Below are 14,957 nucleotides of genomic sequence, written 5' to 3' on the forward strand. Positions count from 1 at the left end.
CCGCCCTTTCCCCGTCGTTATCCCTTACTTTCCCCAAAAAAACGCTTTATTCTATTACTTTTAAAATTTTGTATGATATTAACAATATGATGCATACTTATACTAAAAAACAAGGCTGGATAGAGGTACTGTGCGGGTGCATGTACTCAGGCAAAAGCGAGGAGCTTATTGCCCGCTTACGCAAGGCAAAAATTGGCAAGCGCAAAATACAAATTTTTAATTCTTCTTTAGACACACGTTACGGCGAGGGGCAGGTTTCCAGCCATAACAAATCTAACTTACAAAGCGTTTGCGTGGAAAAGGCCGAGGATATTTTAAAACTGGTTGATCCGGGTACCCAGGTTGTAGGCATAGACGAAGGCAACTTTTTTGACAAAGGCCTTGTTGATGTTTGTGAAGAACTTGCAAAGCAAGGTAAACGTGTAATAGTGGCGGGGCTGGACCTGGACTATATGGGCAAACCGTTTGAATCCATGGCTATGCTGCTGCCCAAGGCGGAGTACCTTACCAAAAAACTTGCCGTATGCAACAAATGCGGCAGCCCGGCCTGCAGAACACAAAGAATGGTAAAAAGCAAAACAAGAATTTTAGTAGGCGCCGCCGGTATGTACGAAGCCAGGTGCCGCAAATGCTTTAAACCTAAATAAAAAAGTTGCACCGAATTTAAAGATAAAACTACCCCGCCGTTTGGCGGGGTAGTTTTATTTAAAAATCTTAAGCCTTGTTTCCAGCGGGCCAAATTCTTTTTCGCCAGGCTCTTCTGTTTTTATGCCAAAGGGCATTTGGCCCTTTAACTTCCAGGAGTCCGCTATATCCCAAGTTTTTTTAACTTCTTCGTCTATAATGGGGTTATAGTGCTGTATGGACGCGCCAAAACCGGCGTCTTCAAGCATGGTCCACACTACAAATGTATGCATGCCGCCAGTCTGCTCTGACCACGGCGGAAAGTTGCCCGCGTAAGTGGGAAATTTATCCTGCAAACCTTTTACCACGCTTTCATCCTCAAAAAATAATACCGTGCCGTACCCGGCGGCGAAAGAATTTATTTTATTTTCTGTAGGTTCAAATTTTTCCGCAGGCACGCGGGCGCGCAAAGTGCCCATAACTATATCCCAAAGTTTTTTGTGGTGCTCACCCAGCAAAAGTACCATTCTGGTAGACTGCGAGTTAAAGGCGGACGGCGTGTTAAGCAAAGCGAACTCAAGTATTTCCTGTATTTGTTTGTCCGTAATCTCGCTTTTACCCGTGATAGCGTAGCAGCTGCGTCTGTTTTTAACAGCTTCTTTAAATGTTCTTGTCATAAGTACCCCCTGTAAGCTTATGATATCATTATACTTAAAAAATAAAAAAAGCCCGCATATATAGCGGGCTTTTAAAATAATATTACTATTATAACAACGCTTCTAATTCTTTTATTAAGTCTTCTTTTGACCTTTCGCCTACAATTTCTTTAACGGGTTTACCGTCTTTAAACAGTACCATTGTGGGCGTGGCGGAAACACCAAAGTCTGTTGTTTTTTTGGTGGCGACGTCAACGTCGGCTATAAATATTTTTACTTTGCCCTCAAGCTCGGCCGATACTTCTTTTATAATAGGCGCCATTCTTTTGCAGTGTCCGCACCAGGTGGCAAAAAACTCTACCATAAAAGGTGTTGTGGCGGCGGCAATTTCTGTATCAAATGTTTCGTCTGTAAGTATATGTTCGCTCATACTATTTTCCCCTTTCCTATAATTTACCTAAATTGATTATACTAATAATTCTTGCGTTTTTTAAGACAATTTATTTTGTAGCGCAACTTGCCGTCCTCTTCCACCTTTTTAACGCCGTGAAATTCTGTGGAAAAGCCCGGGAACAGGTTATCAAACTGCTCGCTAATACGCAGAAAATCTATCACAGGCCCGCGCTCAAACATTTCCCCGGGCATTATCAGCGGTATGCCGGGCGGGTAGGGCAGTATGACAAATGTGGATATCCTGCCGTCCAAATCGTCCAGGCCGAGGTATTCTGTTTTGCCCTCCACCAGGCCATAGGCCGCCTTGTGCGGCGGCAGCGCGGCAACCGGGAAGTCGCTGTAAACTTTTGGGATAATCTCAAATATTTGGCATTGGTACAGGTAGTCGTGCACACGTTCGCACAAATCTTTCAGGCCCATTTCCGCCGGGTAAATATCCGGGTGCGCCACATTTAACTCCGGAAACACATTTAATATAGGTTCGTTTTTATCGTAAAGTTCTTTAAATTTATCAAGCGCTTTAAGCAGGCGTTCTGTTTTGTTTTCCCACACGCCGGGGGCAAACAGCACAAGTATATTATAAAAACCCGTCTTCTCAGGTATTATATTATGCGCAGACAAAAACTTGCTTACCACGCTGGCCGGTATGCCAAAGGGCTGCATCTCGCCGTTCTCCTCTATACCGGGGGTAAGCAGGGTTACTTTAAGCGGGTCTAAAAGCACGTTTTCGTTTTCCAGTCCATGGAATCCGTGCCACTGCTCGCCGCCGTCTATAACCCAGTTGGCGGGATCTTTACCCATGTGCCGCAGGTTCATTTCCGCCTGCCACAGTTCAAAGTACCAAGAGCCGTCTTTAATACTTTTTTTATAACGCCGCACAACTTCTTTACGGAATTTAATGGCCTCTGTCAGCGCTCTATCCACAATTTTATACCCGTCGGACTCCATAATGGCGGACGATACGTCAAGCGACGCGAACATAGGGTAAAAAGGCGACGTGCTGGCGTGCATTAAACTGGCTTCTTTAAGCCCCTGCATGTCCAGCTCGTATTTACCCGTACCCTGCTTAAAGTGCAGCATAGACCCCTGCGAAAACGCCCACAAAAGCTTATGCGTTGACTGCGTGGAAAACACCGGGGCCCTGTGCAGGCCGCGTTTTTTGCCATACGGGCTCATGGCGTAGCGCGTTTGGTACAGCGGGTGGAAATGGGCGTAGGCGTACCAGGCCTCGTCAAAATGCAAAAAGTGGGTAAGGTCGGCCATTTTATCTTTTATTTTTTCCACGTCGTAGATAAGGCCGTCGTAGGTGGAGTTTGTGATAACCGTAAGCTGCACTTTTTTGGCGCGTTTATTGGTAACTAAAGGGTTATCTTTTATTTTTTGGCGTATAGCTTCGGCCGTAAACTCGCTTTGCGGTATGGGGCCGATAAGGCCGTAGGAGTTTTGCGCGGGTTTAAGGTAAACGGGTATACATTCGTTTAAAATAATAGAGTGGATAATAGACTTATGGCAGTTACGCCCGACAAGCACCACATCGCCCGGCGCGACCGAGCTGAAGAATACCACCTTATTAGCCGTAGAGGTACCGTTAAGTACAAAAAATGTCGTGTCCGCGCCAAATACTTTGGCGGCCTGCTTCTCGGCGTCTTCCGCCACGCCCTCGTGGTCTAAAATAGTGCCCATGGATACTACGCTGCTGGAAATGTCCGCTCGGAAGATGTTTTTACCAAAAAACTCGTAAAACTCTTTACCCAGAGTGTTTACATTATACCCCTTGCCGCCGGCGTGGCCGGGCGTGCTCCACATATCGGCATTTGTCTTGGCAAACGCTTTTAGGGCCTTAAAAAAAGGCGCCTTAACAGACTCCTTATCGTCACTCATTTTTATCTCCAAAAATATCGTTGAAGAAATTATACATAACAAACAGCGTTTTGTAACGGGTATTTATGTCTTGTAGGGGAAGCGTTTTTTGATAACTTTATAGGCAAAATAACCATACAGTAAAATTAACGCGCCCATGCAGGCAAAATCACCGGCTACTACGCTTAAAGGCGCGTCCATAATAAATACCCTTATAATACCCGTAGCACCATATGTCAAAGGGAACAGCAGGCGCATAACTTTTATAAACCAAGGCATAAGATAAACGGGCCACACAATACCCGACATAAAAACTATAGGCAGCGAGGTAACTATAATAAACATCATGCTCCCCTCTCTCTCTTTAAACAACCCCGATAAAGCCACGCCAAGCAGCGTGGTAGAAATTATAAATGGCGTATAATAAATAAAAAATGTCAGCGTTTGCCGTCCGCCGGGCAGGCCCCAATAGTTATACATGACAATAAAAAAGAAAAAGTAGTAAAACAGGCCCAGCGCGCCGTACGCCAGCACCTTGCTTACCAGCACATGCCAAGGCCTTACGCCGCCTGTGTATTTGCGCCTGTTCTCACGCAATGTGCCCGCGCGCATGCCTATGCCCATAATAAGCACCTGGTGTATAATAGCGATAAACACCACCGGCACAATATAACCGGTATAGCCGCCCACGGGGTTGTAAAGATTTTTACTTACCAAACTTACGGGTGCGCGTAAACGGTAGGCTGATTTGCCGGTACCCTTTGACTGCAGTTTTTTTATTTCCACACCCGCAGACATTGTTTTAACCACACGGGTAAGCGCGGCCGTAACCTGCTTGTAGTAGATAATATAACTGCCGTCTGTATAAAGCTTTACTTTCTGCGGGCGTTGTTTGAGGATATTTTTTTCAAAATCTTTCTCAAGGTAAACTATGCCGTAAATTTGCCTCTCAGTCAGCGCTTGGTAGGCCGCCTCAAGCGTGGGGTAAGCGGTAGTTACGCTCAGCTCTTCGGCAGAGTCAAGCATGCGTATGAGAGAGCGGGAATTATAAGTTTTGTCCTGGTCCACCACGGCGACTGGCACATTACGCACAATGTCGGCCTTATACGGGAAAGGGTAAAAGAAGGAATACAAAATAGGCCCTCCTATAACAAGCAGCACAATACCCTTGTCTTTTATTATGGCGCGCAGTTCTTTGTAAACAAGCCTTAAAATTTCTTTCATTATATTTTAGGCCCCCAGTGTTTTTCGTCCGCCGTCCAGCGGCTGTAAAGCTTGCTGCCTAAATATAAAAACAGCATGCTGACGGCAAACATAAACAAAATTTCTTTAACGCTGCCCCAGGTGTTTGCGCCGCGCAGAATCTCGTTAACCAATATTCTGTTGTAATGCGTGCCGGGCAAAATTTCTGCCCATACTCTGGCAAACATCGGCATAGCCTCCACGGGGAAACTTACGCCGTAATAAGCAAACGCCGGGGCCGAGTAAACAGCGGCCGAGCTAAGCCCCATTCTAAGACTATTAGTACAACCCGCTATCAGCACGCCTGTCGTGGCCGTCATAAGCAAAAACGCCGCGCCGCCGGCAAACACTATTAAAATATGGCCGTTAAGCGGCAAGTCAAAAAACAGTAAAAGCGTAATAAGCATGACGGTAAGCACGCACATGTATAAAAGCATGTAAACAAAAATTTTGGCATTAACAATCCTTAACGGGTTTTGCGCTATTATGCGGCGTATTTCTTTGGCGCGGCCTGTCTTAAGTTCACTCAGCAGAGAATAAACTATACTTAGCACCACAAACATTTGCAGTATGGCGGGCACCGCGCCTAATACCAAAAAATAAATATAGTTCATGTAAGGGTTAAAAAGCGTGTTCTCGCTGACGGAAAGGGGCGACATGTAAGCCTCCATAGCGTACTGCGGCACCTGATAATTTAAGTACAGCTTGGTTTTATATTTGGCCGAAAAATCATCCACCGCCGCAAGTATAGCCTTGCTTGCGTTGCCGCTTACAAGCATGTACTGGTTATTAATAAAAGCGCCCACGTTTGCGCCTTTTAGGTTAAGCAAATCACGCTCAAAGTTATGTTCTATATTTATAACGGCGTAGGCTTGGCCCCTTTCCAGCAGTTTTTCCGCTTCTTTATGGTCTAGAGGGTGGTATTTTACGTTTAAGGTGTGGCTGGCATCCAGCGTTCTTATAAGCTCTCTTGAGGCGTAGGACTTGCTGTTGTCTACAACCGCTATAGGCACTTCTACAATAACTTTGGCCGAAAAAATGGCAACCAATAACCCAAAAATAATAAGCGGGAAAATTATACAGTAAAACGCCATTACCTTCCTGCTGCGGAAGATAAAGTCCAGCTCTCGTCTTACTATATAACCTATTTTACCCATAGTTATTTTTTGGTTTTAAATATAACCGTCATGCCTTGGCGCAGGTTTGGCATAGCGTCCACCGGCTTGGCGCGGACCTCAAATGTTTTAAGGTCAAACTCTCCCCTGGTTTTGGTAGCGCTCCATATGGCAAAGTCGCCCAGTTTTGATATATAGGTAATTTTAAATTTATGCTTTTTATTATCAATGGCGGGTATTTTTACTTCTATTTCTTTACCCATGCTTAGGTTTTTTAACAGGTCTTCACGTATGTTAAATGTTATCCACACGTCGTCAAGGTCAAGCATAGTTACTATGCTTAGGCCCGGGGCAACAAGCTCACCTCGTTCTACCACCACGCTTGAAATTTCGCCCTTTATCGGCGCGGTTACCGTGGTTTCGTCCACGTAATAGTCAACCTCGCTCACCGCGCCTGCGGCTTGCAGGCTGGTGGCGGTGGCTGCCGCTTTATCCTCGTCTCTGGCGCCTTTAAGCGCCATATCGTAGCGGGATTTGGCGGCGTTTTTATCACGCAAGGCGCTTGCGTGCTGGGCGGAGGCTTCGTCTAACTTTTGCGCCGATACTACGCCTTCGTCAAAAAGTTCTTTAACTCTGTTATAAGTTTTTTGCGCTAAATCCTCGCCGGCGGCGGCCTTTTGCCACAGGTGGTAAGCGGCTGCAATTTCTTCTTCACGGCTGCCCTTTTCGGCCTTGGCTTTTTGCGCTGCCGCCGCCGCTGCCGCGCCACGGGCCTGTTGTGATTTGGCTATAATATCTGGCGAGTCTATTTTGGCTATAACCGCGCCCTTTTCTACAAAATCACCTTCGCGAGAAAGCACTTCTTCCACACGGCCGGCTATTCTTGGCGATACGCTTATTTGCCTGATAACAACCTCGCCCTGTAACAAAACTTTGCTTGGCAAAACTTGTATTAACACCAGTATTAAAAACAGTGCTACAAGCACTATACTTACCTGTGTTTGTCTGGATTTTAAATTTATTTTCATTTGTTATTCCTCTGTGCGTTGGCCTTGTAACGGTCAAAGCTTTTTACGTCCCCTGTAAGATTTAAAATTGTGGCTAGCGACACTACAAACTCATACTGCGCGTTAAGGTTATCCACGTCGCTTTTAAGCTTTTGAGACCTGGCCATGTTAACCTCTAAAGAAGTGCCCACGCCCGCCCTAAAACTGACCTCACGCGCGCGCAAAAATTCCTGCGCGAACAAAACTTCGCTTTGTACTGAGGTATATTTATACACGGCGTTTTGCATTTTTTTATAATAATACTCAACGGCGGTATTGATATCTTTTACCTGTTTTTCTTTAAGCAGAACCACGCTTTCGCGCTGGCGGCGCGCGGCTTTGCTTTTGTTATAACTGCTGCCGCCTTCAAACAAATTCCACTCAAACCCTACGCCGTAAGAATAGTCCGGGTCAAGCAGGGTAAGGTCATTCTCGTAAAGCTCGCGCGAGCCAAACAAATATACCGTAGGCATAAAAGGCGAGGTTTGCGCTTTTACGTTAGCGTCAGTCATTTTTACTTTAGCGTCCAGTACTTTAAGGCTGCTGTTAGACTGGCGGGCGGAAACCTGAAAGTAATCCAGCGGTTCAACATCTTCACATACAAACATGCCGGAGGTAAACTGTATCTCCTCCCCCTCAGAAAGCAGGTTTTTTAGCAGTGTTTCAGCTAAAGAAGCGTCGTTCACGGCGGAATCATAATCTCTTTGCGCCTGTGATAGCGTAATATCGGCCGACATTTTTTCTACCTTAGATATTGTGCCCGCTTTAAACATTTTTGCGCTGTTGCCAGCGTGCTCTTTAGCGCTGCCTAAAAACTCTTTTCTTACTTTTACCACCTCACGCGCGAGTAGTGCGCCAAAGTATTTTTGACTGACGTCAACTAAAAGATTATTTTTTATCCCCTCGTAACGTGCCAGGCTTTCCTCCAAGGAAGATACGGCCGCCAGGTTTGCCGCGCGTATTTTGCCGCCCGTAAAAAGCGGCAGCGAGGCAAATGCGTTGGCCTTAAAAAACCTGTCGTCCTGCACCTGCATGCTAAAGTCAGGCAAAGTAACCCCAATACCAAGGTAATCGTAAATAGGCTGTATAGTGCTTCTTACATCATTTAAGTCTATGACAATAGGGTCATTAATAAAAGTGTAACTGCCCTTTACGCCTATTTTTGGCATATACAAACCATAGGCGGCGTTACGTTCGGCCTGGTATTTTTCCACTTCTTTGGCGGCGGAGAGCACCTGCTCGTCCACCGTAAGGGCGCGGGCAAAGGCGGCCTCAAAGCTGTAGTCTTTGGCGTTAAGCAAAGGCGTTAACGCCATTAATAACAATAAAACACATTTACGCATTTTTGCCCCCGTTGTCTATCTTATAAAGCCAAGCTATAAGCGCTTCGCTGGACTCATCAATTTTACTGTCCGCTATATTGTCCAGCGCATCGTTAATAACCTTATTATACGCGGGCCAAATTTTGCCATAAAGTTTTTTACCTTTAACTGTAAGTTTTATAAGTTTGTTACGCCTGTCTTTTTTGTCTTCCGTTCTGGTTATAAGGCCGTCTTGGTAAAGCCTGTCTATAAGACGTGTAATGCTGCCCTGGGTAACAAACATTCTTTTGCTTATTTCCACCTGGGTCATATACGCGGCGTCACTTCGCGCCAGCACTGCCAAAATATTAAACTGCGGCGTTGTAAGACCAAAGGCCAGCATGCTTGTGTTAAGCCGCTTTTCCAGCTTATTATAAATAAGCGCCAGCACATGTATAAAGCGCTGCTGCGAAGTGGTTTGCGCATTAAACAGTCTAAAGCGCTTTATATAATCTTGCAATTCTTTTGTTAACATAAGTAAATTATAAAAAATAATGCTTGATATATCAAGCATTGACATATCAAGCATTATTTACCCGTAAAGTATTATTTTTTATTTGGATTTTTCTTTATAAGTATAAGCTTTTGGTATACGGGCACCTGGGCGGGTGCGTCCAGCGGGAACATTATCCATTTGCCGTCGTGGTAGGTTTTTGCGGCGTTGTATGCGGCGGTTACTTCTGGCGGAAAGCCGCTTGCGGCCTCAAACTTGGCCCGCTCGGCCGCGCCGTATATAACCATAAAACCAATACCCTTTTCACGCGCGAAAAGCGAGCACACGGTTTTGCCGCCGCTTTTAAACTTAAGTTCATACACGCCGGCTTTTCCCCCTGTGTGCCACTCAGGCGCCAGTTTATAGTTAGCCTCCATAAAGGCGGTTACGCTTTGCCACAACGGGTAAAGCTTTTTACCTGTAAGAGCTTCTACTTCTGAGTGTAAAGGCGGTTTTATCTTCATGTCTACCCCATAAAATAAAGTGCGCCGGGTGACAGCGGGCGGAGACAAGCTCCACCTCTACGGTAATAAATGCTTATCAAAAAATATTCTAGCGGGCCCGGCTAATTTATATAATATAAGAATATAACATTTATAAAGGATTTTTATGACAGAAAACTCTACCCCTAAACCAAACTTTTGGGCGCTGGCGCCGCTGGCGGTATTTTTATTTTCTTATCTTGCGGTTTCAATAATAGCGGGCGATTTTTACAAAATGCCTATAACAGTAGCGTTCCTTATAGCCAGCGTTGTGGCTATAGTAATGATAAGAGGCAAACATATTAATGATAAGGTAGAAGTTTTTTGCCAAGGCGCGGCTAACCATAATATTATGCTGATGGTGCTTATTTTTATAATGGCGGGCGCCTTCGCGCAGACAACCAAAAATATGGGGTCCGTAAACGCTACGGTTAACCTTATTTTAGCGGCGCTGCCCCCTTCACTGCTGGCGCCGGGACTGTTTATAGCGGCGTGTTTTATATCTATGTCTGTAGGTACGTCCGTTGGTACAATTGTGGCGCTGGTACCCGTGGCTGTGGGTATTGCGGCAAAAACAGATATCAGCATACCCTTTATGACGGCAACCGTAGTAGGCGGGGCCATGTTTGGCGACAATCTGTCTTTTATATCAGACACAACTATTGTGGCTACCCGTACGCAGGGGTGTAAGATGATAGATAAATTTAAAACTAACTTCCGCATAGTTGTGCCATTTGCAATACTTACAACAATTATTTACTTTTTTATGGCAAAAAACTCGCTTACGCCATACACTGTTGAAAATATAGAATGGCTGAAAGTTATACCCTACATTGTGGTGCTTGCAATAGCAATTATGGGCGTGAATGTGATGCTGGTACTTTTAACAGGCACAATACTGGCGGGCCTGATAGGCGTGCTTACGGGCGCGTTTAACCTGTGGGGCTGGACGGGCGCCATGGGCGAAGGCATTTTGGGCATGGGCGAGCTTATTATAGTAACGTTACTAGCGGGCGGTATGTTTGAGGCTATACGCGCCAACGGCGGTATAGAGTGGATAATAAATAAACTTACCAAACATATACAGTCTAAAAAAGGCGCGGAGCTAAGCATAGCGGGCCTGGTGGGCTTTGCCAACCTGTGCACGGCAAATAATACAATAGCGCTGGTAATGGCGGGGCCTATAGCAAAAGATATAGCGGTAAAATTTAAAATACCCGCCAACCGCAGCGCAAGCTTGCTAGACATAACCTCCTGCTTTGTGCAAGGCATAATACCGTACGGCGCGCAGCTGCTTATGGCGGCGGCGCTGGCGGCTATTTCGCCGATACAAATTATGAAATATTTATATTACCCGTACTTCTTAGGTATAGCGGTGCTGGGCGCCATAGTGCTGGGTCTGCCTAAAAGAGTAAGGGCGGAACATAAAAAAGAACATGCCTAAAACACTTTTACTTTCCTGCTGTGCGCCGTGCTCATGCGCTGTAATAGAAAGCCTTTATAAAGATAATAAAGACTTTACTGTACTGTTTTATAACCCCAACATTATGCCGCAGACAGAATATGAAAAACGTAAGCAGGAAAACATGCGCCTGTGCCAAAAGTACAGCGTGCCGTTTATAGACTTAGATTATGATAACGGCGCCTGGCTGGAGTATATAAAAGGACTGGAGAACGAACCTGAGCGCGGGGAAAGATGCCGCAAGTGCTTCCGCTACCGCCTGGCCCGCGCGGCGGCGTACGCAAAAGCAAACGGGTTTGACACGTTTACCAGCGTGCTTGGCGTGTCAAAATATAAAAATTTGGAAGATGTTAACATGATAGCGGCGGAAATTGCCGCCGAACTTGGCGTACCTTACGACAATACCAACTGGCGCAAAAACGGCCTGGAAGAAAGAAGACGCGCCCTTGTAAAAGAAGACAATATATATAATCAAACCTACTGCGGGTGCGAGTTTTCTAGAAGGAGGTAGTGATTTTATTTATTTGGTGAGGTTTTTACTGTTAAGCGCGGCCTGCCCTGACTTATCTGCAAATCCCTTTTTTCAAACTCTTTTTTAACAGAATCGCCAATAACAATGCCTAATTCTGCATTTCTTTTATTAACAATAAATTGTGTTTTAGCATCGTTTTGCATATTATATTGCTCAACAACCGCGGCAACTATATTATCCAGTTCACCGTCTATTTTTTTATCCACCCTTTCTTTTACAAGCTCTTCTAATTTTGAGGTTTCAAAAGTGTTTACAAATTTCTTTTCTAAAAAGAAAAAAGCCAATGCTCCAACCGTTCCTACGCCAGCAGCAACTAAAATAAGAATTATGATACTTTTGGTTTTTAAAACCATAGTTTTTCTATGTAAAACAAGACCAAGAAAATATAGAAATATTATCATAGCGCAAAGCATTAAAAACATAAAAACAATACCTTGCGTAACCGAAGTTACTTTTGGGAATATGGTAACGTTGGCAGATATAAAAGTTATAAAAGCTACAAATATACCCAAACCTTGTATTGTAGAGCTTCTAAATTTTACAATTTCACGTTTAGTCTTAAACAGTGTTCCAGAAAGGTCATTAATCTTATTATTTGTTTCAGTTATTTTACCAGAGAGCTGATCAACATGCGTCTTATCAAGCGCCTTCTCTGCGCCCGGGTCCGGCGCAGAAGCAACGCTGCCCCCAGCATTAGCAGTATCGGGATAAAGATCTACGGCCTCACTATTATTCTGCATATAAATTTATATCCTCAACAATGTTTTGCGTATTAAAGAATGCTAAACTTTCCTGTGTAAAATTTAATATATTTTCTTCTCTAAACAATTGCGTAGTTTTGGGTGGACAAACAAGTTCTTTCTGTATACCCAGATTGCGTATTTTTTCCTTTTTTTCAGCGCTTCTTACAGGAGTGTACGAAGCTTCCCACACACGCATTATCTCACTATACTTCTCCCTGCGCGGGCTATCAAATTCCCGGCTTGTTTTAAGTTCTTTAACAGGCTTGTTAAACTTGCCTTTTAATATCCCTTGATTTAAATATTCTACAGGAGTATCTGTAAATACCATATAGTCAACAATACTACCCATTTTTTCAATTGTATTGAAACCACCTATACAATTTCCCAAACTTATAATAAACTCTGAAATTGGCTCAGAGTACTCCGCCAATTCCTTTGTATTAACCGTAGCATCATTCTTTATTATTGCAAGATTAATTCTTCTGCTAGCAACTCTTAATCTTATAGAATCAATATCATCTATTCCAGTATTTTGTAAAAATAACAGTTGTTTATACTGCGGCTGCGCATCTTTATCATCAGGAGGCACTGTACCTATAAAATTGTGTTTAGCAAAAGCTTTTTTAAGCAAAGATTCCATATCATTACCCAATTTCAAAATATTATCTTCTACTGGTTCCTTTAAAAAAATTGCAAATTGTATTGATAAAAAACGTAAATCTTGTTTATTCATAATAAAGCTTCTCCATTATAGTGTGCAATTCTGTCTATGCACAAATAAACTATAGCAAAGTTTAATATTTGCTGTCATTTAATTTTATTATTAAACCTAAAAACATAGGTCTTTTTTTTGGGCACTCTTTTTTATTGTAGGGCGGCGGCTAAAATGGGATAATAATATATATACAACAAGCATCACAACAGCATTTCCCCCCTATACAACAACTGTAAACAATTTTACGTAATCCATAAAACCAAGAGGTAATAAAATGAAAAAAATAAAAGGGATACTGGCGGCGCTTTGCATAACGCTACTTACCGCCGCGGCGTCATACGCCAACTCGACAGACCAGTTGTTTGCCCTTGCTAAGCAAGGCGGAGACAACTTTATCAACAGCGTTACGCTGGAGAACATTGGGACAAAAAATAAACTTGGGGAAAGTCTCTACCACATGGTGCCAAACGCGTACACAGCGGAAAAATTGGCCAAAAAACATACAGAACTTTTGGGCAAAAGACCCGCAAGACCCGGGCAGAAGTATAAAGACAAGATTATTGCGGACGTTAAAGAAATGCAATCTTTAATATCATCACCCAGCTTTAGCGCACTTACACCTTACCAGAAGGCTATAACCAACAAAAAGTTTGACCTTGCTTTATTTTACGCCAAATATGAGGTATACCCGCTGCATGAGGCGGCCTATATATCCTTTAGAGTAGGCGCGGACACCGTGCCCGTATATGAAGCGCTGGTAAATAAGTACGCAGACAAGATTAATATGAAAGATGACTATAACCGCAAAGCGTCTGACCTGGCGGATAAACCTGAAATAAAAAAGGTTTTCACTAAAAAGGAAAGTGTAAAAAATAATGAAAACGTGCTTGTAAAAGGCGCGAGGTTCTTTAAAACAATGATGAAAGGCTCCGGGGAGCCATTCACGGGAGAGGACATACTTTACTACAAACAATAGCAAAAAGCCCCGGTTAACAACTGGGGCTTTTTAATTAAAAATAAATAAAAAACACATAAAAACGTAGGACTTTTTTTTAGGCACTCTTTTTTATTGCACGACGTAAAATCAAATGGGATAATATAACTATGAAGTTAATTAAATTTTACTTTATATACTAAAAACGCAGAGGAGCAAAACATGAGAAACATCATAGCTAAAACAGTGACAGCAGTAGCCGCAACATTAGTTGCCGCAAGCGTTTTCGCAGGAAACGTTGAAACAGCATTTGAACGCGCAGCGTCAGGCGCCGCCTTTGGTGATATATTATCTTCTATTAATATAGCGACCGCAAAAAATGACAAAGGCCAGACATTATTCCACGTAGCCAAAAATAGAGGCACCGCAGAAGCTCTTACAGCAGCCTATTTAAAACAAGAAGAAAAAAATGTAAGAATCCACTACGCCGGCTACCAGGACAGAGCGCCCGCTAACTCCACAGTAACTTCAGACGCCTACAGAAATTACAAAAAATTTCTTACCACAACCAAAGACACCCAAAGCAAAGTAACCGCCTTTGAAAGAGCGATTGCCGACGGCAGAGTAGACGTTGCTTTATTCTTAGCGGAAAAGGAAGCGGCCCCGTTAAACACAGCCGCAAAATTGGCCGACCGCTTGGCCAACCCCAACCCCGCTATCCCCGCTTACCACGCTTTACTTAACGCGTACCGCGCGGAAGCAGGCAACAAAAACCACTCGGCCTTAATTGTAAAACACACACAAATCAAAGACATCTTTGTAAGCGTTGAGAAAGCGCACGCGCAAGCCAATGAAAAGGTTAAATACAATATTTTCGCAGGTCTTGAAGTTGCACAAATAAATGTTGCGAGAGCCGGAAAGTAATTAAGTTAAGACTACCACACACACAACACCGGGGCCACACACTCCCCGGTGTTTTTTTATGTAAGAATTTTTATGCCGTTATAAGTGCCGTTGTCTTTATAAATGCTGTTGTGTTACTGAATTTCACAGGATTTTGAGTAAAATTTTGACTTTCTTATTTTCACCACACTTGGTGCGGGCAACACGGTGGGTGTGGTGAAAATAAGAAAGTCAAAATTTTGCCAAAGGCCGAAGAAATTCCTTTCCGCTTATTGAAACCCGAGCGAACGCAGAGAGCGAAATAGCCGGGACGCGAAGCGAATTAAAAATATCTTC

At 43.7% G+C, this 14,957-nt stretch carries 16 protein-coding genes; 5 read left to right on the forward strand and 11 right to left on the reverse strand.

Annotated elements, in window-relative coordinates; translation table 11 throughout:
• The first annotated feature begins 86 nt into the window (after positions 1-86).
• Positions 87-647 (forward strand): thymidine kinase, encoded by a 561-nt coding sequence (locus AAIR98_RS07605; RefSeq protein ID WP_423971592.1) that lies wholly within the window; start codon positions 87-89, stop codon positions 645-647.
• A 54-nt stretch (positions 648-701) separates the two neighbouring features.
• Here the strand turns inward: AAIR98_RS07605 and AAIR98_RS07610 are convergent, their stop codons facing one another.
• The 9 genes from AAIR98_RS07610 to AAIR98_RS07650 all read right to left on the reverse strand — a co-directional run bounded on the left by AAIR98_RS07610 (position 702) and on the right by AAIR98_RS07650 (position 9,314).
• Complete coding sequence (locus tag AAIR98_RS07610) at positions 702-1,301, reverse strand: nitroreductase family protein (RefSeq protein WP_423971593.1); 600 nt, start codon at positions 1,299-1,301, stop codon at positions 702-704.
• 88 nt (positions 1,302-1,389) lie between these two features.
• Positions 1,390-1,710, reverse strand: coding sequence for a thioredoxin family protein (locus AAIR98_RS07615; RefSeq protein WP_423971594.1), 321 nt, complete (start codon positions 1,708-1,710; stop codon positions 1,390-1,392).
• A gap of 41 nt (positions 1,711-1,751) precedes the next feature.
• Complete coding sequence (locus AAIR98_RS07620) at positions 1,752-3,614, reverse strand: Orn/Lys/Arg family decarboxylase (protein WP_423971595.1); 1,863 nt, start codon at positions 3,612-3,614, stop codon at positions 1,752-1,754.
• A 63-nt stretch (positions 3,615-3,677) separates the two neighbouring features.
• Positions 3,678-4,817: an ABC transporter permease gene (locus AAIR98_RS07625; RefSeq protein WP_423971596.1), complete on the reverse strand. Its 1,140-nt coding sequence runs from the start codon at positions 4,815-4,817 to the stop codon at positions 3,678-3,680.
• Positions 4,817-5,992, reverse strand: a complete 1,176-nt coding sequence (locus AAIR98_RS07630) for an ABC transporter permease (RefSeq protein ID WP_423971597.1) — start codon at positions 5,990-5,992, stop codon at positions 4,817-4,819. The genes AAIR98_RS07625 and AAIR98_RS07630 overlap by 1 nt, the downstream gene beginning before the upstream one ends.
• A gap of 2 nt (positions 5,993-5,994) precedes the next feature.
• Positions 5,995-6,978, reverse strand: coding sequence for an HlyD family secretion protein (locus AAIR98_RS07635; protein ID WP_423971598.1), 984 nt, complete (start codon positions 6,976-6,978; stop codon positions 5,995-5,997).
• Positions 6,975-8,339: a TolC family protein gene (locus tag AAIR98_RS07640; RefSeq protein WP_423971599.1), complete on the reverse strand. Its 1,365-nt coding sequence runs from the start codon at positions 8,337-8,339 to the stop codon at positions 6,975-6,977. The genes AAIR98_RS07635 and AAIR98_RS07640 overlap by 4 nt, the downstream gene beginning before the upstream one ends.
• On the reverse strand, positions 8,332-8,832 hold the full coding sequence (locus AAIR98_RS07645; protein ID WP_423971600.1) for a MarR family winged helix-turn-helix transcriptional regulator: 501 nt from the start codon (positions 8,830-8,832) through the stop codon (positions 8,332-8,334). The genes AAIR98_RS07640 and AAIR98_RS07645 overlap by 8 nt, the downstream gene beginning before the upstream one ends.
• 71 nt (positions 8,833-8,903) lie before the next feature.
• Positions 8,904-9,314 carry a DUF3788 domain-containing protein gene (locus tag AAIR98_RS07650; protein ID WP_423971601.1) on the reverse strand — a complete coding sequence of 137 codons (411 nt, stop codon included), beginning with the start codon at positions 9,312-9,314 and terminating at the stop codon, positions 8,904-8,906.
• 145 nt (positions 9,315-9,459) lie between these two features.
• Between AAIR98_RS07650 and AAIR98_RS07655 the strand changes: the two genes are divergently transcribed.
• Both AAIR98_RS07655 and AAIR98_RS07660 read left to right on the forward strand, forming a co-directional pair.
• Positions 9,460-10,776, forward strand: coding sequence for a Na+/H+ antiporter NhaC family protein (locus tag AAIR98_RS07655; RefSeq protein WP_423971602.1), 1,317 nt, complete (start codon positions 9,460-9,462; stop codon positions 10,774-10,776).
• The gene (locus AAIR98_RS07660) at positions 10,769-11,305 is read left to right on the forward strand and encodes an epoxyqueuosine reductase QueH (protein WP_423971603.1); all 537 of its coding nucleotides are present in this window, start codon (positions 10,769-10,771) and stop codon (positions 11,303-11,305) included. Before AAIR98_RS07655 ends, AAIR98_RS07660 begins: the two co-directional genes overlap by 8 nt.
• A 5-nt stretch (positions 11,306-11,310) precedes the next feature.
• Here the strand turns inward: AAIR98_RS07660 and AAIR98_RS07665 are convergent, their stop codons facing one another.
• Together AAIR98_RS07665 and AAIR98_RS07670 are read right to left on the reverse strand one after the other, a co-directional pair.
• Positions 11,311-12,066, reverse strand: a complete 756-nt coding sequence (locus AAIR98_RS07665) for a hypothetical protein (protein WP_423971604.1) — start codon at positions 12,064-12,066, stop codon at positions 11,311-11,313.
• Positions 12,056-12,802 carry a hypothetical protein gene (locus AAIR98_RS07670; protein WP_423971605.1) on the reverse strand — a complete coding sequence of 249 codons (747 nt, stop codon included), beginning with the start codon at positions 12,800-12,802 and terminating at the stop codon, positions 12,056-12,058. The genes AAIR98_RS07665 and AAIR98_RS07670 overlap by 11 nt, the downstream gene beginning before the upstream one ends.
• Before the next feature lie 256 nt (positions 12,803-13,058).
• Here AAIR98_RS07670 and AAIR98_RS07675 point away from each other — a divergent pair, with 256 nt between their 5' ends.
• Both AAIR98_RS07675 and AAIR98_RS07680 read left to right on the forward strand, forming a co-directional pair.
• Positions 13,059-13,760, forward strand: a complete 702-nt coding sequence (locus AAIR98_RS07675; protein WP_423971606.1) for a hypothetical protein — start codon at positions 13,059-13,061, stop codon at positions 13,758-13,760.
• 180 nt (positions 13,761-13,940) lie between these two features.
• On the forward strand, positions 13,941-14,642 hold the full coding sequence (locus AAIR98_RS07680; protein WP_423971607.1) for a hypothetical protein: 702 nt from the start codon (positions 13,941-13,943) through the stop codon (positions 14,640-14,642).
• The last annotated feature ends 315 nt before the right edge of the window (positions 14,643-14,957 follow it).

The sequence above is a fragment of the Elusimicrobium simillimum genome (genome assembly GCF_049639735.1).
Taxonomy (GTDB): domain Bacteria; phylum Elusimicrobiota; class Elusimicrobia; order Elusimicrobiales; family Elusimicrobiaceae; genus Elusimicrobium; species Elusimicrobium simillimum.

Coding starts and splice junctions, on each gene's coding strand:
- AAIR98_RS07620 (WP_423971595.1), bottom strand. CDS start 3,614: ATGAGTGACGATAAGGAGTCTGTTAAGGCGCCTTTTTTTAAGGCCCTA.
- AAIR98_RS07635 (WP_423971598.1), bottom strand. CDS start 6,978: ATGAAAATAAATTTAAAATCCAGACAAACACAGGTAAGTATAGTGCTT.
- AAIR98_RS07605 (WP_423971592.1), top strand. CDS start 87: ATGATGCATACTTATACTAAAAAACAAGGCTGGATAGAGGTACTGTGC.
- AAIR98_RS07655 (WP_423971602.1), top strand. CDS start 9,460: ATGACAGAAAACTCTACCCCTAAACCAAACTTTTGGGCGCTGGCGCCG.
- AAIR98_RS07650 (WP_423971601.1), bottom strand. CDS start 9,314: ATGAAGATAAAACCGCCTTTACACTCAGAAGTAGAAGCTCTTACAGGT.
- AAIR98_RS07675 (WP_423971606.1), top strand. CDS start 13,059: ATGAAAAAAATAAAAGGGATACTGGCGGCGCTTTGCATAACGCTACTT.
- AAIR98_RS07665 (WP_423971604.1), bottom strand. CDS start 12,066: ATGCAGAATAATAGTGAGGCCGTAGATCTTTATCCCGATACTGCTAAT.
- AAIR98_RS07660 (WP_423971603.1), top strand. CDS start 10,769: ATGCCTAAAACACTTTTACTTTCCTGCTGTGCGCCGTGCTCATGCGCT.
- AAIR98_RS07680 (WP_423971607.1), top strand. CDS start 13,941: ATGAGAAACATCATAGCTAAAACAGTGACAGCAGTAGCCGCAACATTA.
- AAIR98_RS07640 (WP_423971599.1), bottom strand. CDS start 8,339: ATGCGTAAATGTGTTTTATTGTTATTAATGGCGTTAACGCCTTTGCTT.
- AAIR98_RS07610 (WP_423971593.1), bottom strand. CDS start 1,301: ATGACAAGAACATTTAAAGAAGCTGTTAAAAACAGACGCAGCTGCTAC.
- AAIR98_RS07615 (WP_423971594.1), bottom strand. CDS start 1,710: ATGAGCGAACATATACTTACAGACGAAACATTTGATACAGAAATTGCC.
- AAIR98_RS07645 (WP_423971600.1), bottom strand. CDS start 8,832: ATGTTAACAAAAGAATTGCAAGATTATATAAAGCGCTTTAGACTGTTT.
- AAIR98_RS07625 (WP_423971596.1), bottom strand. CDS start 4,817: ATGAAAGAAATTTTAAGGCTTGTTTACAAAGAACTGCGCGCCATAATA.
- AAIR98_RS07670 (WP_423971605.1), bottom strand. CDS start 12,802: ATGAATAAACAAGATTTACGTTTTTTATCAATACAATTTGCAATTTTT.
- AAIR98_RS07630 (WP_423971597.1), bottom strand. CDS start 5,992: ATGGGTAAAATAGGTTATATAGTAAGACGAGAGCTGGACTTTATCTTC.